16 protein-coding genes are annotated in these 17,487 nt (G+C 70.8%); 9 read left to right on the top strand and 7 right to left on the bottom strand.

Annotated elements, in window-relative coordinates; genetic code table 11:
• Window positions 1-339 precede the first annotated feature (339 nt).
• Window positions 340-645, bottom strand: coding sequence for a hypothetical protein (locus AC3AGO_RS13995; RefSeq protein WP_487820516.1), 306 nt, complete (start codon window positions 643-645; stop codon window positions 340-342).
• Window positions 646-826: 181 nt separating this feature from the next.
• On the opposite strand from AC3AGO_RS13995, the gene AC3AGO_RS13990 reads away from it, so the two are divergent.
• A complete protein-coding gene (locus tag AC3AGO_RS13990; RefSeq protein ID WP_487820515.1) occupies window positions 827-1,669 on the top strand; it encodes a helix-turn-helix domain-containing protein in 843 nt (280 codons plus the stop codon).
• Window positions 1,651-1,929 carry a DUF397 domain-containing protein gene (locus tag AC3AGO_RS13985; protein WP_487820514.1) on the top strand — a complete coding sequence of 93 codons (279 nt, stop codon included), beginning with the start codon at window positions 1,651-1,653 and terminating at the stop codon, window positions 1,927-1,929. Before AC3AGO_RS13990 ends, AC3AGO_RS13985 begins: the two co-directional genes overlap by 19 nt.
• Window positions 1,930-2,023: 94 nt before the next feature.
• Here the strand turns inward: AC3AGO_RS13985 and AC3AGO_RS13980 are convergent, their stop codons facing one another.
• The 3 genes from AC3AGO_RS13980 to AC3AGO_RS13970 form a co-directional block, all read right to left on the bottom strand.
• A complete protein-coding gene (locus AC3AGO_RS13980; protein WP_487820513.1) occupies window positions 2,024-2,437 on the bottom strand; it encodes a PIN domain-containing protein in 414 nt (137 codons plus the stop codon).
• Window positions 2,434-2,682, bottom strand: a complete 249-nt coding sequence (locus AC3AGO_RS13975; RefSeq protein WP_487820512.1) for a type II toxin-antitoxin system VapB family antitoxin — start codon at window positions 2,680-2,682, stop codon at window positions 2,434-2,436. The genes AC3AGO_RS13980 and AC3AGO_RS13975 overlap by 4 nt, the downstream gene beginning before the upstream one ends.
• A gap of 112 nt (window positions 2,683-2,794) precedes the next feature.
• Window positions 2,795-3,739, bottom strand: coding sequence for a helix-turn-helix domain-containing protein (locus AC3AGO_RS13970; RefSeq protein ID WP_487820511.1), 945 nt, complete (start codon window positions 3,737-3,739; stop codon window positions 2,795-2,797).
• Window positions 3,740-3,906: 167 nt separating this feature from the next.
• On the opposite strand from AC3AGO_RS13970, the gene AC3AGO_RS13965 reads away from it, so the two are divergent.
• The 4 genes from AC3AGO_RS13965 to AC3AGO_RS13950 all read left to right on the top strand — a co-directional run bounded on the left by AC3AGO_RS13965 (window position 3,907) and on the right by AC3AGO_RS13950 (window position 9,305).
• Window positions 3,907-5,316: an amidase gene (locus tag AC3AGO_RS13965; protein WP_487820510.1), complete on the top strand. Its 1,410-nt coding sequence runs from the start codon at window positions 3,907-3,909 to the stop codon at window positions 5,314-5,316.
• Window positions 5,317-5,409: 93 nt separating this feature from the next.
• Window positions 5,410-7,446, top strand: a complete 2,037-nt coding sequence (locus AC3AGO_RS13960; RefSeq protein WP_487820509.1) for a thioredoxin domain-containing protein — start codon at window positions 5,410-5,412, stop codon at window positions 7,444-7,446.
• A 93-nt stretch (window positions 7,447-7,539) separates the two neighbouring features.
• Window positions 7,540-8,751 carry a pyridoxal phosphate-dependent aminotransferase gene (locus AC3AGO_RS13955; protein ID WP_487820508.1) on the top strand — a complete coding sequence of 404 codons (1,212 nt, stop codon included), beginning with the start codon at window positions 7,540-7,542 and terminating at the stop codon, window positions 8,749-8,751.
• A gap of 101 nt (window positions 8,752-8,852) precedes the next feature.
• Window positions 8,853-9,305 (top strand): SCO4983 family protein, encoded by a 453-nt coding sequence (locus AC3AGO_RS13950; protein ID WP_487820507.1) that lies wholly within the window; start codon window positions 8,853-8,855, stop codon window positions 9,303-9,305.
• Window positions 9,306-9,440: 135 nt separating this feature from the next.
• Here AC3AGO_RS13950 and AC3AGO_RS13945 read toward each other — a convergent pair whose 3' ends face one another.
• Window positions 9,441-11,279, bottom strand: coding sequence for a phosphoenolpyruvate carboxykinase (GTP) (locus AC3AGO_RS13945; RefSeq protein ID WP_487820506.1), 1,839 nt, complete (start codon window positions 11,277-11,279; stop codon window positions 9,441-9,443).
• A gap of 304 nt (window positions 11,280-11,583) precedes the next feature.
• Here AC3AGO_RS13945 and trhA point away from each other — a divergent pair, with 304 nt between their 5' ends.
• A complete protein-coding gene (trhA, locus tag AC3AGO_RS13940; RefSeq protein ID WP_487820505.1) occupies window positions 11,584-12,321 on the top strand; it encodes a PAQR family membrane homeostasis protein TrhA in 738 nt (245 codons plus the stop codon).
• A gap of 80 nt (window positions 12,322-12,401) precedes the next feature.
• Here trhA and AC3AGO_RS13935 read toward each other — a convergent pair whose 3' ends face one another.
• Window positions 12,402-14,120: an N-acyl-D-amino-acid deacylase family protein gene (locus tag AC3AGO_RS13935; protein ID WP_487820504.1), complete on the bottom strand. Its 1,719-nt coding sequence runs from the start codon at window positions 14,118-14,120 to the stop codon at window positions 12,402-12,404.
• A gap of 87 nt (window positions 14,121-14,207) precedes the next feature.
• A complete protein-coding gene (locus AC3AGO_RS13930; RefSeq protein WP_487820503.1) occupies window positions 14,208-15,494 on the bottom strand; it encodes an amino acid deaminase in 1,287 nt (428 codons plus the stop codon).
• Between the two features lie 173 nt (window positions 15,495-15,667).
• Here AC3AGO_RS13930 and AC3AGO_RS13925 point away from each other — a divergent pair, with 173 nt between their 5' ends.
• Both AC3AGO_RS13925 and AC3AGO_RS13920 read left to right on the top strand, forming a co-directional pair.
• A complete protein-coding gene (locus tag AC3AGO_RS13925; RefSeq protein ID WP_487824654.1) occupies window positions 15,668-16,705 on the top strand; it encodes a sugar kinase in 1,038 nt (345 codons plus the stop codon).
• Window positions 16,702-17,478, top strand: a complete 777-nt coding sequence (locus tag AC3AGO_RS13920) for an IclR family transcriptional regulator (RefSeq protein ID WP_487820502.1) — start codon at window positions 16,702-16,704, stop codon at window positions 17,476-17,478. The genes AC3AGO_RS13925 and AC3AGO_RS13920 overlap by 4 nt, the downstream gene beginning before the upstream one ends.
• The last annotated feature ends 9 nt before the right edge of the window (window positions 17,479-17,487 follow it).

Raw genomic sequence — 17,487 nt, 5'->3', positions numbered from 1 at the left:
CTACGCGGGCGCTCAATAGTTCCAGGTGGCTGAGGAGTTGGACTGTGTTCGGGTCGGCGTCCCATTCGCGGCCGCCGGTGAGCGGGCGGAGCTGTAGGCGGGAGTCTTCGCGGGCCATGACCAGGCCGATCCGGTCGCGGGCGGGGTCGCGCACTGCGGAGCCGACGACCGGCTCCGGGGGCGTTGGTCGGGGAGGCGTCGTGCCCGGAGGTGCCGGGGCCGAAGGCGCCGGGTCCGGAGGCGCCGGGATCGAAGGTGCCGGGGTCGGGAGCGCTGCGTCCGGGACGGGGGCGTCGTCGGGGAACGTCGTGTCCGGGCCGGGAGTTGGGCCGCCGTCCGTCATCGGCCGGCTCCCTTGACGATCACTGCGGCCAGCGCGAACGCCACGGACGCCGAGCAGACGCCGAGGTGGATGAGCGCGTAGCGGGCCGCCGAACCGGTGCCGCAGCCATAGTCGTTGCTGCTCTCGTCCAGTACCTCGCGCCAGGGGGTACGTACGTCCATGGCGGGGAGCTGGATGCCCGCGCCCGTGAGCGCGGCGGCGAGGGCGTCCCTGGCCGCTACCGCCTCCCGGATCTTCGCCGTGCGGTCGTCGTCCGCCGGCGTCATGCCGGTGGGGTGGTCCGGGCGTCGCTGAGGGGTCATGGCGTACTCCTTCGGGGGTTCGTCTGTACGGATTCGCCGTCCAGGCCGCACGGGCTGAACTACCGTGCGTGAGGGGCGCATTACGAGAATGCGTCCGGTGAGGGCCGGGGCACGCCGATGACCGGGTGTGCTTCCCCGCAGGGCACAGCACGTTCCACACCTTCTACGGGGGGCAGCCACCATGCCGACGAGACGAGTGGTGACGGGCCGGAGTCGCGAACCACGCGCCCGGTTCGCCGAAGAACTGCGGTCGTTGCGGACACAGCGCGGCGACAGCCTCCGGCAGCTCGGTGCGCGGCTGGGCTGGGACTGGTCCCTGTTCGGCAAGATGGAGCACGGCGAGACGCTCGGCGGCCCCGAGGTCGTCGAGGCACTCGACCACCACTACGAAACGCCGGGCCTGCTGCTGGCGTTGTGGGAGCTGGCCGTCAGCGACCAGACCCAATTCCGGGAGCGCTACCGGAAGTACATGGCGCTGGAGGCCGAGGCCACGAGCCTCTGGCACTTCGCCGTGAGCGTGCTGCCCGGCCTGCTCCAGACCCCCGGGTACGCGCGTGAAGTGCTGGCCGCGGGCGGCCTCAAGGGCGAGGAGCTGGAACAGCAGGTCGAGGCGCGGATGAGCCGCCGGGAGCTGCTGGAGGGCGACGGCGCGCCCCCGTTCCGGACGATCCTCTCCGAGGCGGTACTGCGTACGCCGCTGCGCGACGCGGGGGAGTGGCGGGCGCAGTTGGAGCACGTGGGGGAGATGGCGGAACGGGCGAACGTGACCGTTCACGTGTTGCCGTTCAGCGCGGGGCTGCATGGCCTGACGAACGCTGACGTGATGTATCTGCGCGTCCCGGACGGCCGTACCGTGGCTTACGTGGAGAACGGCTACTACGGCGAACTTGTCGAAGAAACACCGCCAGTTGAGCGGTTGCAGCTCACGTACGATGCCGTGCGCGACCTGGCGTTGTCCCCGGCCGAGTCGCGGAAGTTCGTCCTGCGCATTCTGGAGGAAGTACCGTGCGACCCCTCGATCTGAGCACCATCACGTGGCGCAAGAGCTCCTACAGCAATCAGGATGGCGGGCAGTGCGTCGAGGTCTCTGACGACTTCGCCTCATGGCGCAAGAGCTCCTACAGCAACTCGGACGGCGGCGCGTGCGTCGAGGTCTCCGACGACTTCGCCCCCGTGGTCCCCGTGCGGGACAGCAAGAGCCCGCACGGCCCCGTACTCACCTTCGCGGCGGACGGCTGGTCGTCGTTCGTCGCAGCGGTGAAGGAAGACGGCCTGCGCGCCTGACGCAGGCCCACGCTGCCCCAACGAGTCGGTCCCCGCGGCCGGTTGCAGGTACGCGGGGGCCGTCGGAGTGCTGGGCCCGGACAGTGGGCCCGCTCTACGGCCGGGAGTTGTCCGCAAGTATCAGTGTGGGCTGTCCGCTGTGCCGGGCGACGGCCTCGAAGTCGCGGTCGCAGTGCAGCAAGATGAGGCCTGACAGTTCGGCGACCGCCGCGACGAGAAGGTCGACCGGTCCGGCGCTGCGGTGCTCGCCGTGATCGACAAGTGTCTGCTGGACCTGCAGAGCTCGTGGGAAGGCGCCGTCCGGGATCGTCACCCAGGCGTAGAACCCGCTCAGGTACTGCTGCATCTGCTTGTGGTGTGCGGAGGACCGTGCGGAGCGCAGGACCTCCATCTCCGTGATCTCGCACATGCCGACCAGCCCGGAGTCCAGCGCTTCGCCCCAGCCCCAGGCGTCCGCGCCGTGCTGCAGGAAGCGTGCCACTGCCGAGGTGTCGGCCAGGTATTTCACGCAGCCTGGTCCTGGTCGTCGCCGACGGTGGGGTCGAGGCGGTAGGCGGCCTTGTCCGTCAGCGCTTCGAGGTCCAGGGCCTCGGCGGCGATGTGTTCCGCTGCCATGCGTGCCTCGTGGCGCTTGACCCGGTCGCTGACCTCGCGCAGAGCACGATTGACGGTGTCCTTCTTCGTCTTGGTGCCGAACGCGTCCTGCGCCACCGCCAGCGCTTCTTCGTCGATCTCGATCAGTGTCTTGCTCATGCAGGACCCCCTTCGCGTATATCCAAAATCTAGCACGGATATATGAAGTGGCGGATGCGCGCCGGCGGCCTCAGGGGCCGGCAGCGTTGAGCGCTTCGTGCGCCTCGCGGTGTCATTCTCCGGCGGTGCCGGGATGCGACCGCTTGCGGAACTCCCGCGGGGTTTCGGCGAATGCCGCCTTGAAGACTCTGCCGAAGTAACTCGGGTCCGTGATGCCCCAGCGGGCCGCCACCGCGTAGGCCGGAAGGTGGGCAAGGCCGGGATCGGCCAGGTCCTGGCGGATGTGGTCCAGGCGCCGTCGCCGGATGTGGTCGCCGAGTGTCTCGCCGCGCTCCCGGAACAGGGCGTGCAGCGAGCGGACCGAGATGTGGTGGGCGGCGGCGACCCGGGCGGGCGGGAGTTCCTCGGCCAGGTGCCGGTCGATGTGTTCCAGCACGCGCTGCAGCCGGTGTGCCTGGACCGGGGGCGTGTGCCGGCCGGCGTGCTCGCGGACGAGGGTGCGGACGATGCCGGCCACGTGCTCGCCCATCTCCCCTTTCGACAGCGGTCCGAGGCGATGACCGTGGTGGGCCAGTTCGACGAGTGTCGAGGAGAGGATCCGGCCGCCGGGGGAGCGGGCGAGCTCCTGGGCGAGCAGGGCGTCGGGGGCGTGCTGCAGGAGCGAGCTCGTGCCCGGGTCGAGTCGCATCAGGAACCAGCGGTAGTCGCGGCCGAGGTCGAGGCGGAACGGCCGTCCTCCGCCGTAGAGGACGAAATCGCCCGGGGACAGGGCGCATTGGCGGCCGCTCTGTTCGACCGTCACCCCTCCGGCCAGGAGCACTCCCAGCAGGGGATCGAGTCCCTCGGTTGCGACCGACGCGTGCGGCACGACCTGCGTCCGCTGCTCGCCGGTGATGTCGCACGCGGTGATCTCGCCGAACTGCTCCGCGCGCATCTCGGCGGCGTAGGGCGTCGCCGTTCTGACCAGTACGGCGTCGAACGCCTTGGCGCGGTCCGAGAACGCGGTGTCCAGGTAGCCGAAGACGAGCGTGCCGTCCATCCGGGTTTCGCGGGGCATCGGCTCCTCCTCTGCGCTCCAGCACCAGAAGCCTGCGCTCAGGTGACAACGTCACGGCCGGAATTGGCCGATAGTCCCACTTCAAGCGATGTCCGCGGAAGCGGGGAGGCCATCGCGTGGGCGTGAACCTCGCGTCCGCTGACTCGACTTCAGATTGGAGCCCTCCCATGGACCCGTTCGACTCCGCCGTGCGTCTGGCAGAGGCTGTGCGCGGGCGTGAGCTGAGCCCCGTCGAGATCGTCGACACCTTTCTGGAACGCATCGACCGTTTCGATCCCGCGATCGCCGCGTTCGTCTGGCGCAACGACGAGGAGGTGCGCAAGGCCGCGCTGAGTGCGGAGCGGGCCGTCATGGAGGGTGGGGAACTGCCCGCCTTCCACGGGGTGCCCCTCCCCATCAAGGACCTGAACCAAGTTGCCGGGCAGCCCGCCACGTTCGGCAGCCTCGCGTGCGACGACACGCCCCGCACGGTCACCGACCCCGTCGTGCACAGGTTTCTGGACGCCGGATTCCTGCTGATGGGCAGGACCAGCACCCCGGACATGGGCATGCTGCCCGCCGCGGAGAGCTCCCGCTACGGGATCACCCGCAACCCCTGGAACACCGCGTACTCGCCGGGTGGTTCGAGCGGCGGCGCCGCGGCCGCCGTCGCCGCGGGGCTCGTACCCGTCGCCCACGCCAACGACGGCGGCGGCTCGATCCGGATGCCCGCGTCGTGCTGCGGACTCGTCGGGCTCAAGCCCAGCCGCGGACGGGTTCCCCAGTACCAGGCGGGCTGGGAACACGCCGCGGTCGAGGGCGCGATCACCCGGACGGTCCGGGACGCGGCCGCGCTGCTGGACGTCATGAGCGTGCCCGACCGCCTCGTCATGTACGGCGCACCCGCGCCGGAGCGGCCGTTCTCCGAGGAGGCGGGACGGGAGTGTGCGCCACTGCGGGTGGGCCTCCTGCTCCAGGCACCCACCGGGCTGTCGGTGGACCCGGTGTGCGTGGCGGCGGCCGAGGAGACCGGAAGGCTGCTGGAGTCGCTCGGCCACACGGTCTTCCCGGTGTCGCCGCGCTTCTTCACCGAGGAGACGGCCCTCGGGTACGCGCAGACCGTCCTGGACGCGGCACTGTGGACCGCGCCCTACGACCGCCCGGAGCTGGCCGAGCCTCACCTGCGGCACCGGAGGGAGCGCGCCAGGACGCGCCACTCGGGGGAGTACACGCGGACGGCCGCCGCGTTGCAGCAGGAGTCCGTGGAGGTCCGGGCCCAGTGGGGCCGCGACTTCGACGTGCTGCTCACCCCGACCCTCGCCTGCCCGCCTCCGCCGGCCGGAGACTGCCTGGCCGAAGCCACAGCCGATCCGGGCGGGTTCCGGATGACCGAGAACCGGATGATCTCGTTCACCGCCTTCTGCAACATCACCGGTCTGCCCGCGATCTCCCTGCCGCTCCACACCTCGCCCGACGGGCTGCCCATCGGAAGCCAACTGGTCGGCGGACCCTGGGACGAGGCGACCCTGCTGAGGCTGGCTTGCGCCCTCGAAGGGCTGAGCGATTGGACCGTGCGTCGTCCTGCGCGCTTCGGGTGACCTCCGGCGGGGCCGGGGCAGTACGGCACCCCGCCCCCGGAACGCGCCCCGCCGCGCTTGGGCGGTGCGGAGCGCCTCTGCGACGATGCCGGTATGAATCGTCTTGCCGACTCTCAGTCGCCGTATCTGCTCCAGCACGCCGACAATCCGGTGGACTGGTGGCCTTGGGGGCAGGCGGCGTTCGACGAGGCGGAGCGGCGCGATGTGCCCGTGCTGTTGTCGGTCGGTTATGCCGCGTGCCACTGGTGTCACGTCATGGCGCACGAGAGCTTCGAGGACGAGGCGACCGCCGCCTATCTGAACGAGCACTTTGTGACGGTGAAGGTCGACAGGGAAGAGCGGCCCGACGTCGACTCCGTCTACATGGAGGCCGTGCAGGCGGCGACGGGGCAGGGCGGCTGGCCGATGACGGTGTTCCTCACCCCCGGTGCCGAACCGTTCTACTTCGGCACCTACTTCCCGCCCGAGCCGCGGCACGGCATGCCCTCCTTCCCGCAGGTACTGGAGGGTGTCACGACCGCGTGGGCGGACCGCAGGGACGAGGTCGCGGACGTCGCGGCGAGGATCACGCGGGATCTGGCGGGCCGCGGCATCCGCTACGACGCGCCGCAGGTGCCGGGCGAGGAGGACATGGGGGAGGCGCTGCTGGGGCTGACCCGCGAATTCGACGCCGTACGGGGCGGGTTCGGCGGCTCGCCGAAGTTCCCGCCGGCCATGGCGCTGGAGTTCCTGCTGCGGCACCACGCGCGTACGGGGTCCGACGGCGCCCTGGAGATGGTGACGTCCACGTGTGAGGCGATGGCCCGCGGCGGCATCTACGACCAGCTCGCCGGCGGTTTCGCCCGCTACTCGGTGGACGCCGAGTGGGTCGTGCCGCACTTCGAGAAGATGCTGTACGACAACGCGCTGCTGTGCCGGCTGTACGCACACCAGTGGCGCGCCACCGGTTCGGCGTTCGCCCGCCGCGTCGCCCTGGAGACCGCGGACTTCATGGTCCGTGAACTGGGCACCGCGCAGGGCGGGTTCGCGTCCGCGCTGGACGCCGACAGCGACGACGGCAGCGGCCACAAGCACGAGGGCGCCTACTACGTGTGGACGCCGGAGCAGCTCACCGAGGTGCTCGGCGCGGACGACGCCGAGTTCGCCGCGGCGTACTTCGGCGTCACCGAGGAGGGCACCTTCGAGCAGGGCGCCTCCGTGCTCCAGCTGCCCGACCTGGAGGGCGCGGAACGGCTCGGCGACGCCTCGCGGGTGGCGTCCGTACGGGAGCGGCTGCTCGCGGCGCGCGGGGAGCGGATCCGGCCCGAGCGGGACGACAAGGTCGTCGCCGCGTGGAACGGGCTGGCCATCGCCGCCCTCGCGGAGACCGGCGCCTACTTCGAGCGCCCCGACCTGACCGAGGCCGCCACCACGGCGGCCGGGCTGCTGGACGAGCTGCACACCGACGCCCGCGGCCGGCTGCTGCGCACCTCGCGGGACGGCAAGGCGGGCCCGAGCGCCGGCGTGCTGGAGGACTACGGCGACGTCGCCGAGGGCTATCTGGCGCTGTACTCCGTGACGGGCGAGGCGCGTTGGCTGCACCGGGCCGGAACCCTGCTGGAGGTGGTGCTCACGCACTTCGCCGCGGCCGACGGCACGCTGTACGACACGGCGGACGACGCCGAGCAGCTCATCCGCCGCCCGCAGGACCCCACCGACAACGCCACCCCCTCGGGCTGGACGGCGGCGGCGCAGGCGCTGCTGTCGTACGCCGCGTACACCGGCAGCAGCCGGCACCGGGAGGAGGCGGAACGCGCCCTCGGCATCGTGCGGGCCCTCGCCGGCCGCGCGCCCCGGTTCATCGGCTGGGGCCTGGCGGCGGCGGAGGCCGTGCTGGACGGGCCGCGCGAGGTGGCCGTCGTCGGCCCGCAGGACGATCCGGCGACCGCGGCGCTGCACCGTACGGCCCTGCTGTCGACGGCGCCGGGTGCCGTCGTGGCATGCGGCGAGGTGGACGCGGACACGGACGTGCCCCTCCTGGAGCACCGCACGTTGCTGGACAGCCGTCCGGCCGCCTACGTGTGCCGCGGATTCACGTGCGACGCGCCGACGGCGGACCCGGCGATCCTCCAGCAGGAGCTGCGCAGTTGACCCCTCGACCCGGTCCTGCTGCGGTTTCCGCAGCCGGGCCGGGGTGAGGCAAAACACGAGGCGTGCCGCTCAAGGCGCCCGTAAGGTGGCCGCATGCAGGTGATCCAATCGACCAAGCTCGCCAACGTCTGTTACGAAATCCGGGGTCCGGTGCTCGAGGAGGCGATGCGGCTTGAAGCAGCGGGTCACCGCATCCTCAAGCTCAACACCGGGAACCCGGCGGCCTTCGGATTCGAGTGCCCGCCGGAGATCCTGGAGGACATGCTCCGCAACGTCGGCACGGCGCACGGCTACGGCGACGCGAAGGGGCTGCTCGCGGCGCGCCGCGCGGTGATGCAGCACTACCAGACCCAGGGCATCGACCTCTCCGTCGAGGACATCTACCTGGGCAACGGCGCGTCCGAGCTGATCCAGATGTCGATGCAGGCACTGCTGGACGACGGCGACGAGGTCCTGGTGCCCGCGCCGGACTACCCGCTGTGGACGGCGGCGACGTCGCTGGCCGGCGGCACCGCCGTGCACTACCGCTGCGACGAGCAGTCGGACTGGATGCCGGACCTCGCGGACATCGAGCGGAAGGTCACCGACCGCACCAAGGCGCTCGTGATCATCAACCCGAACAACCCCACGGGTGCGGTCTACGACGAGGAGATGCTGCGCGGCCTCACGGACATCGCGCGCCGGCACAACCTGATCGTCTGCTCCGACGAGATCTACGACAAGATCCTCTACGACGGCGCGACGCACACGCCGACCGCCGTCATCGCGCCCGACCTGCTGGTGCTCACCTTCAACGGACTCTCCAAGTCGTACCGGGTCGCCGGTTACCGCAGCGGCTGGATGGCCGTGTGCGGTCCGAAGGCGCACGCCTCCAGCTACATCGAGGGCCTGACGATCCTCGCCAACATGCGGCTGTGCGCCAACATGCCCGCGCAGCACGCCGTGGCCACGGCGCTGGGCGGCCGGCAGTCGATCCAGGATCTGGTGCTTCCGGGCGGCCGGCTCCTGGAGCAGCGCGATACGGCGTACGAGCTGCTCACGCAGATTCCCGGCGTGACGTGCGTGAAGCCGAAGGGGGCCATCTACGCCTTCCCGCGGCTCGACCCGAAGGTCTACAAGATCAAGGACGACCGGGAGATGGTGCTCGATCTGCTCCGCCAGGAGCAGATCATGATCGTGCACGGTACGGGCTTCAACTGGCCCGAGCCGGACCACTTCCGCATCGTGAACCTGCCGCCCGCGGACGAGCTGGCGGACGCGGTCACGCGGATCGGGCAGTTCCTGGACGGCTACAGCCAGTTCTGAGGCCGCGGCCACCGCGCATCGCTTGTTGCTTGAAGCGGGACAACTTTAGATCGAGTCTAAGTTAGGATGGGATCCTGCACGTGAAGGCAGGAGGCCATCCCATGTACGAACCGATCCGCACCAAGTCGGTCCACACCATGGCCGACCCCCGCCCCGACGAGCCGCTGCCGCAGCGGAGCCGCGAGGAAGAGCTCGACATCCGGCTCGCCGGACATCTGACCGCGCTGCTGACCGTTACGGACGAGCTGCGGGCGCTGGAGTCCGGTCCCGGACCGGAGTCCGGGCCGGTGTCCGGTCCCGGGCTGGACGAGGCCGCCGCGCGGCTTGCCGAGCGCGCGGCCGAACTCGGGGGTGGGCGGCGGCCGTTGAGGGCCGAGCCGTCTGTACGGAGTTCTGCGCCGGCGCATGTTGCTGCGCTGCATCAGCGGGCGCACATGCTTGCTGGGAGTGCGCTTTATGTGGCTACGGCGCGGGGGGATGTGGCGACGGCTGAGCTCATGGAGGCGCGGCTTGCTGCTCATGCCGCGGCGTTGGGGCTTTCGCCTGTGGCGTGACGTTCGGGGCTGCGCCCCGGCGCCTGCGTTGGGGGCGGGGTGCGTTGCCTGCGCGGCTTGCGGTCCGGTGTGCCCACCCGTTCCGCCCCTTGGGCGGACCAGCTGCCCACACCTTGTGGTGTGGGCAGCTTGGTTTTAGCCCAGGCGGTTTACCAGGGCGTGGTATTCGTCCCAGAGTTCCTTTGGGGTGTGGTCGCCGAAGGTGTTGAGGTGGGCGGGGACGAGTGACGCCTCGTCGCGCCAGACGTCCTTGTCGACCTCGAGGATGAAGTCGAGCTCGGCGTCGGTGAGCGTCAGGCCCTCCGTGTCGAGGGCCTCCTTCGGCGGGACGATGCCGATGGGCGTCTCGACGCCCTCGGACTCGCCGTTCAGACGGCCGACGATCCACTTCAGGACGCGGCTGTTCTCGCCGAAGCCGGGCCACACGAACTTGCCGGCGTCGTTCTTCTTGAACCAGTTGACGTAGTAGATCTTCGGCAGCTTCGACTGGTCCGCGTTCTTGCCGATGTTGACCCAGTGGGCGAAGTAGTCGCCCATGTTGTAGCCGCAGAACGGCAGCATCGCGAACGGGTCGCGGCGCAGCTCGCCGACCTTGCCCTCGGCCGCCGCGGTCTTCTCGCTGGCGACGTTGGCGCCGAGGAAGACGCCGTGCTGCCAGTCGAAGGACTCGGTGACCAGCGGGACGGCGGAGGCGCGGCGGCCGCCGAAGAGGATCGCGGAGATCGGGACGCCGCGCGGGTCCTCCCACTCGGGGGCGATGATCGGGCACTGCCCGGCCGGCACGGTGAAGCGCGCGTTGGGGTGGGCGGCGGGGACGTCGGAGTCCGGCGTCCAGTCGTTGCCCTTCCAGTCCGTGAGGTGGGCGGGCTTCTCCTCCGTCATGCCCTCCCACCAGACGTCGTTGTCGTCGGTGAGGGCGACGTTGGTGAAGACCGAGTTGCCCCACAGGGTCTTCATGGCGTTGGCGTTGGTGTCCTCGCCGGTGCCCGGGGCGACGCCGAAGAAGCCGGCCTCCGGGTTGATGGCGTACAGCCGGCCGTCCTCGCCGAAGCGCATCCACGCGATGTCGTCACCGACGGTCTCGACCGTCCAGCCCGGCACGGTCGGCTCCAGCATGGCGAGGTTGGTCTTGCCGCAGGCCGAAGGGAACGCCGCGGCAACGTACTTGGACTCTCCGCGCGGGGGCGTCAGCTTCAGGATGAGCATGTGCTCGGCGAGCCAGCCCTCGTCGCGCGCCATCACGGAGGCGATGCGCAGCGCGTAGCACTTCTTGCCGAGCAGGGCGTTGCCGCCGTAGCCGGAGCCGAACGACCAGATCTCGCGGGTCTCCGGGAAGTGCGAGATGTACTTGGTGCTGTTGCACGGCCACGGCACGTCCTTCTCGCCCTCGGCGAGCGGGGCGCCGACGCTGTGCACGGCCTTCACGAAGAAGCCGTCCTCGCCGAGCTGGTCGAGCACGTCCTGGCCCATGCGCGTCATGGTGCGCATCGCGACGGCCACGTACGCGGAGTCGGTGATCTCCACGCCCAGCGCCGAGAGCGGCGAGCCGAGCGGGCCCATGCAGAACGGGACGACGTACATGGTGCGGCCGCGCATCGCGCCGCGGAAGATGCCGCCCTCACCGCCGGAGCCCTTGAAGAGCTCCTTCATCTCCGCCGGAGCCTTCCAGTGGTTGGTCGGCCCCGCGTCCTCCTCCTTCTCGGAGCAGATGAAGGTGCGGTCCTCGACGCGGGCGACGTCGCTCGGGTCGGAGGCCGCGTAGTACGAGTTGGGGCGTTTGACCGGATCGAGTTTCCTGAACGTGCCCTGGGCGACGAGCTCCTCGCACAGCCGCTCGTACTCCGCCTCCGAACCGTCGCACCAGACGATGCGCGCGGGCTCGGTCAGGGCGGCGATCTCGTTCACCCAGGAGACCAGCTCCTGGTGGTTGGTCGGGGCGGGGGTGAGGGTGGTGGGAGCCGCTGTACGCGCCACGATCGCTCCAGTCGGTTGTGTTTTTCGGCGGATACCTGCACATGTATCCGCTTTTCTTTTCGGCCACTCAGCCTGTTGGCCACTCGGTCTGTCGGTCGCTCAGCACGCCCCTTGGGGGCAGCGACCCGGATGCGTTCGTGGGACGGTGTCTGCTCATCCGGTGTCGCGGTTGCTCATTTGATCATCCGACCCTAGAGGACTCGTGTCCAGATGGGAATGGTGTGTCCCACGCCACTCGCACCTGTGTGCTGTAGGGGTCTCGGAGGGTCCCGTAACCTACGCGCGCGTAGGTACGATGGCGCCCATGACTCCCGCCGATCCCGCTCAGCAGGAGCAGTACATTCCCAACTCCCGTGCGGCGCCCGACGATCACGGGGCCGATGACGCCTCTCCGTCGATTCCGCAGCTGATCAAGCCGCGGCTGCGCGGGTGGCTGCACGCCGGGATGTTCCCTGCTGTCCTGGTCTCCGGAATTTTCCTGACGGCGCTCGCCGGCAGCACTCGCGGGCGGGTGGCCTGCGCGGTCTTCACGCTGTCCGCATGTCTGCTGTTCGGCATCAGCGCCCTCTACCACCGGGGGAACTGGAGCCCACGCGTGAACGCCGTCTTCCGGCGGCTCGACCACGCCAACATCTTCCTGATCATCGCGGGCACGTACACCCCGCTGACCATCCTGCTGCTCCCGGGCGGCAAGGGTGACCTGCTGCTCTGGGGCATCTGGGCGGCCGCCGTGCTGGGCATCGCCTTCCGGGTGTTCTGGGTCGGGGCGCCGCGCTGGCTCTACACGCCCTGCTATCTCGCGATGGGCTGGGCCGCCGTCTTCTTCCTGCCGGACTTCATGCAGAAGGGCGGCGTCGCCGTACTGGTCTGCGTGATCGTCGGCGGGCTGCTCTACAGCGCGGGCGGCGTCATCTACGGGATCAAGCGGCCCAACCCCTCGCCGCGCTGGTTCGGCTTCCACGAGGTGTTCCACTCGTTCACGCTGGCCGCGTTCATCGTGCACTACGTGGCGATCTCGATGGTGGCGTACCAGCACCACTGACCTGCGAGAACGTACGGAAACACGAGAAGGGGCGCCCCCGGCGGGGCGCCCCTTCCGCTGTGCGGGTCAGGCTGTGGTGGTCAGGCCGCGCGGCGTACCGAGCGGCCGGCCAGTACGTCCGTCCGCTTGCCGTCCTCGATGACAGGACGGCCGTCGATCAGGACGTGCGGGATGCCCGTCGGCAGCGCGCGCGGGACCTCGAAGGTGGAGCCGGCCGCGACCGTGTCCGGATCGAAGAGCACCAGGTCGGCGCGGTACCCCTCGCGCACCAGACCGCGGTCCGGCAGCCGCAGCCGCGCGGCCGCGCGCGAGGTCAGATGGGCGACGCACTCCTCCAGGGAGAGCACGCCCAACTCCCGTACGTAATGGCCCAGATAGTGCGGGAACGTCCCGTACGCGCGGGGGTGCGGCTTGGCGCCCTGGAGGATGCCGTCGCTGCCGCCGGTGTGCACGGGGTGGCGCATGATCTGCCGGACGTTCTCCTCGTGGCCCACGTGCTGCAGGATCGTCGGACCCAGACGGTCCTCGACGAGCAGCCGGTGCGCGGTGGTGAACGGCTCCTCGCCACGCTCGGCGGCGGACTGCGCGACCGTCTTTCCGACGTAGGAGTCCAGGTCCGGGTTGCTGACGCCGGAGATCTCGATGGCGTCCCACTCGATCGGTACGCCGTGGCAGCCGTCGGCGCCCTCGACCTCCATGACGTGCCGGATGCGGGCAGTGGTCTCCGGGTCGGCCAGCCGGCCGAGGATCGCCTCGGGGCCGCCCTCGCTCGCCCAGCTCGGCAGCATCGCGACGAGCGTCGTACAGCCCGGGGTGTACGGATACGTGTCGAGCGTGATGTCGGCGCCGTCCCCGATCGCACGGTCCAGCAGGGTGAGCAGCTCGGGCGCCTTGCCCTTGTTCACGCCGAAGTTCATGGTGGCGTGCGCGAGATGGAGCGGGCAGCCCGCCTCCCGCGTCAGCGCGACCATCTCCTCGTACGCCTGGAGCGCACCGGCGCCGTAGGAGCGGTGGTGCGGGCAGTAGTAGCCGTCGTATGCGGCAACGGTGCGGCACAGCTCGGCGAGTTCGGAGTCCGATGCGTACATGCCCGGCGTATAGGTGAGCCCCGAGGACATGCCGACGGCGCCCTGCTCCATGCCCTCGGCGACCAACTGCCGCATGTGCCGCACCTCGTCGGGCGTGGCGGGGCGGTCGTCCCAGCCGACGGCGAGCATCCGGACGGTGCCCTGCGGGATGAGGTACGCGGCGTTGACGGCCGTGCCGTGGCCGCCGTGGGCGGTGTCGAGCCTTTGCAGGAATTCGCCCACCGAGCGCCAGTTGAAGTCGATGTCGTCGCCGTGGCCGTTCCAGCCGGTGATCGCCGAGCGGACCGCGGCGAGCGTGCGGTCGTCGACCGGCGCGTACGACAGGCCGTCCTGGCCGATGACTTCGAGCGTCACGCCCTGTGCGGCCTTCGCGGAGTGGTCCGGGTCGCGGAGGAGGGCGAGGTCGCTGTGGGCGTGCATGTCGATGAAGCCGGGGGAGAGGGTGAGGCCTTCGGCCTCGATTGTGCGGTTCCCCTTGGGGCGCTTGCCCTCGCCCTCGCGGTGAATCTCCGTGATGTGGCCGTCCCTGACGGCCACGTCCGCGCGGTAGGCGGGGGTGCCTGTGCCGTCCACGACGTGGGCGTTCCTGATGACCAGGTCCATGCGTGTTGCCTTTCTGTGCCGCCGCGTCTTTGCGGGGCGCGCGCCTTGCGGGGCGCCTGCGTGGGTGCGGGGTGCGTTCCCTGCGCGGGTGCGGTCCGGTGTGCCCACCCGTTCCGCCCCTTGGGCGGACCAGCTGCCCACACCGTGTGGCGGCCGGGTGCCCACACCTTGTGACGGACGGCGCCCGCACTTCTTCTAGAAGAAGGTGCGGATGTAGTCGGTTACTGTGCCGTCTTCCTCGACCTGGGGGATGAGGTGCCACTTGTCGAAGATGGTGCAGGGGTGGGACATGCCCAGGCCGACCCAGTCGCCGGCCTCCAGGTCGGTGCCCTCGTCCGTGCGGACCCACGTGTGCTGGTCGGAGAGGCCCGTCACGTGGACGCCCTCCGCGCCGCGGACCGAGCCGTCGCGGGCCGAGCGGATCAGCCGGGCGGTCGGCAGGTGCAGGTCGTACGCGGCGTCGCGCTTGCCCGCGTTGAGGAACGCCTGGCCGGCGTTGGGGCGGGACACGACCTGCGCCCACACGGTGAACGCGGACTGGAGCGCGCCCTCTTCGGGGACGCGGTTGAAGGGCGTCACCTTCTGGTACTGGCCCTCGTCGTGCGAGACGTACGCACCGGAGCGGAGCAGCTTGAGGGAGGGGCGGGACAGCTCCGGCAGCTCGCCGAAGACCTCGGCGACCGCGTCGAACCACGCGCTGCCGCCCGCGCTGACCACGATCTGCTCGTCCTCGCCGAGGCCGGCGAACCGCTTCGCGCCGTCGAAGTCCACGGCGAGCGCGGTCAGTCGGCGCAGGAACGCCCTGACGTTGTCCGGGTCGGCCTGCGGCACCTCGCCCTCGTAGGCGGCGACGCCGACCAGGCGCAGCGTGTCCGTGTCCGCGACGGCGTCGGCCAGCGCGCGGCACTCCTTCTCGTTGCGCACGCCGGTACGGGCCTCGTCGCCCGCGCCGAGCTCGACCACCACGTCCACGGGGCGGCCGGCGCCCGCGGCGCGCAGTGCCTCGTCCATCAGCGCGACGCCGCGCACGGAGTCGACGTAGCAGACGAAGCGGAAGTCCGGGTCGGCGTCGAGCTCGCGGGCGAGCCAGCGGAGCGCGGCCGCGTCCACGAGCTCGTTCGCCAGGAAGATCCGCGGCACGCCGAACGCGCGGGCCACGCGCACCTGGTGGGGCACGGCGAGGGTGATGCCCCAGGCGCCGCGCTCCAGTTGGCGGGCGAAGAGCTGCGGGGCCATGGAGGTCTTGCCGTGCGGGGCGAAGGCCAGGCCGTGCCGCTCGGTGTAGGTCTCCATGAGCGCGAGGTTGTGCTCCAGCCGCTCGGCGGAGAGGGCGAGCACGGGGGTGGTGAAGCCGCCGGTGAAGAGGTTGCGGCCCTCGGCCGCGAGCTCCCGGACCGTCAGACCGTCCGCGTCCGGGGGGAGGCCCTTGAAGCGGTGGTCGACGGTGTCGTCGGCGAGACGGTCGAGGCGGGCGGCGGCCATGGAGACTCCGTAGAAAAATCATGTTGCATTCTCTGCAGCGCCCATTGCGTATGACGCTTACTGCTGTCTAGCATCCGAGCGAACACCCGGTCAATGGACAAGGAGCGGTACCGATCGTGACCAGCACCCGCACCCCGTACTTCGACGTCGATGTCGTCTGCCTCGGGGAGTCCATGGTCACGTTCCTGCCCTCACGGCCGGGACGGCTCGCCGACGTACCCGCCTTCGAACGGGCCATCGGCGGCGCCGAGTCCAACGTCGCCTGCACCCTGGCGCGCGCCGGGCACACGGCCCGCTGGGTCAGCCGCGTCGGCACCGACGGCTTCGGCGACCACCTCGTCGAGGCCATCGCCGCGCGCGGCGTGGACGTCACCGCCGTGGGCCGCGACGCCGCACGGCCGACCGGCATCTACTTCCGTACGTCGGGGGAGCGGGCCACCACCCTCGGCGAGGACGAGGGGAGCACAGCGGACCCGGAGGACGGGCCGGTCGCCGAAGTGGTCTACTACCGCGCCGGTTCCGCCGCGTCCGCCATGTCGCCGACGACGGTGCACCCCGACCACGCCGACTCCGGCCGGGTGCTGCACCTGACCGGCATCACGCCCGCGCTGTCCGCCGAGTGCCTCGCCCTGACGCGGAAGCTCGCGGCTCCGCGCCCCGACCGGCCGCTCGTCTCCTTCGACGTGAACTACCGCGTGGGGCTGTGGAGTTCGGCGCCCGAGGGCCCCGACGTGCTGCGTGATCTCGCCCGCGGCGCCGACCTCGTGTTCGTCGGCGAGGACGAGGCGGAGGCCGCCTGGGGCGTGACCGGCGGGCCCGCCGCGGTCCGCGCCGCGCTGCCGGAGCCCGCCGTGCTCGTCGTCAAGCAGGGCAGCGAGGGCGTCACGGCGTTCGCGCGCCGCGGCGGCGGGGAGGACGAGGTGACCTTCGTGCCCGCCCTCACCGTGGACGTGGTCGCGTCCGTCGGCGCGGGCGACGCGTTCGCCGCGGGCTTCCTCTCCGCGACGCTGCGCGGCCTGCCCGTACGGGAGCGGCTGCGGCACGGGCACCTCACCGCGGCCGCCGCGCTCACCGTCGCCGGGGACGTCGCCGAGCCGCCCGCGCGGGACCGGGCCGACGAGCTGGCCGCGCTCGGTGATCAGGAGTGGGGCACACTGCGTCTCGGCCCTGGTTGGACGACCGAGAGCGTACAGAAGGTGAGCGCCCCATGAGCCAGACCGTCGACCGCGCACTGAGCATCCTGCCCCTCCTCGCCGAGGGACCGGCGAACCTGGAGCAGGTCGCCCAGCGGCTCGGCGTGCACAAGTCCACCGCGCTGCGCCTGCTGCGCACGCTGCACGAGCACGGCATCGTCTTCCGCCAGCCCGACCAGCGCTACCGGCTCGGCGCGCGGCTGTTCGCGCTCGCGCAGGAGGCCGTCGAGAATCTCGACGTGCGCGAGATCGCCCACCCGTACCTCAGCGAACTCAACGACAGGACGGGCCACACCGTTCACCTCGCCGTGTACGAGGAGAACGAGGTGCTCTACATCGACAAGGTCGAGAGCCGCTACCCGGTGCGGATGTACTCCCGCATCGGCAAGCCCGTCGCCATCACCGTCGCCGCCGTGGCCAAGCTGCTGCTGGCCGACCTCCCCGAGCCGGAGCGGCGCGCCGTCGCCGAACGGCTCGACTACCCCCATTACACGGCCCGTTCGACCCCCAACGCCTCCGCCTTCCTCTCCGAGCTGGCGAAGGTGCGCGAACAGGGCTGGGCCACCGACCTCGGTGGCCACGAGGAGTCCATCAACTGCATCGCCGCCCCCATCCGGGGCACCGACGGGCGTGCCGTCGCCGCGATGTCCGTCTCCGCGCCGAACGTCGTCGTCAGCGCGGAGGAACTCCTCGCACTCGTCCCGCAGGTACGTCGCACCGCCGACGCCATCAGCGCCGAGTACGCGGGAACCGCCCCGCAGTCCCCCTCCAAGGACCCGAAAGAACAGTAGGTGCACCCC

It is taken from the genome of Streptomyces sp. BL1, assembly GCF_057628045.1.
This window is presented reverse-complemented; position numbering and strand designations above follow the sequence as displayed.

Excerpts from the sequence above, each read along its gene's own strand:
- AC3AGO_RS13995 (WP_487820516.1), bottom strand. The coding sequence starts at position 645 with ATGACCCCTCAGCGACGCCCGGACCACCCCACCGGCATGACGCCGGCG.
- AC3AGO_RS13990 (WP_487820515.1), top strand. The coding sequence starts at position 827 with ATGCCGACGAGACGAGTGGTGACGGGCCGGAGTCGCGAACCACGCGCC.
- AC3AGO_RS13975 (WP_487820512.1), bottom strand. The coding sequence starts at position 2,682 with ATGAGCAAGACACTGATCGAGATCGACGAAGAAGCGCTGGCGGTGGCG.
- AC3AGO_RS13970 (WP_487820511.1), bottom strand. The coding sequence starts at position 3,739 with ATGCCCCGCGAAACCCGGATGGACGGCACGCTCGTCTTCGGCTACCTG.
- AC3AGO_RS13965 (WP_487820510.1), top strand. The coding sequence starts at position 3,907 with ATGGACCCGTTCGACTCCGCCGTGCGTCTGGCAGAGGCTGTGCGCGGG.
- AC3AGO_RS13960 (WP_487820509.1), top strand. The coding sequence starts at position 5,410 with ATGAATCGTCTTGCCGACTCTCAGTCGCCGTATCTGCTCCAGCACGCC.
- AC3AGO_RS13955 (WP_487820508.1), top strand. The coding sequence starts at position 7,540 with ATGCAGGTGATCCAATCGACCAAGCTCGCCAACGTCTGTTACGAAATC.
- AC3AGO_RS13950 (WP_487820507.1), top strand. The coding sequence starts at position 8,853 with ATGTACGAACCGATCCGCACCAAGTCGGTCCACACCATGGCCGACCCC.
- trhA (WP_487820505.1), top strand. The coding sequence starts at position 11,584 with ATGACTCCCGCCGATCCCGCTCAGCAGGAGCAGTACATTCCCAACTCC.
- AC3AGO_RS13930 (WP_487820503.1), bottom strand. The coding sequence starts at position 15,494 with ATGGCCGCCGCCCGCCTCGACCGTCTCGCCGACGACACCGTCGACCAC.
- AC3AGO_RS13925 (WP_487824654.1), top strand. The coding sequence starts at position 15,668 with ATGGTCACGTTCCTGCCCTCACGGCCGGGACGGCTCGCCGACGTACCC.
- AC3AGO_RS13920 (WP_487820502.1), top strand. The coding sequence starts at position 16,702 with ATGAGCCAGACCGTCGACCGCGCACTGAGCATCCTGCCCCTCCTCGCC.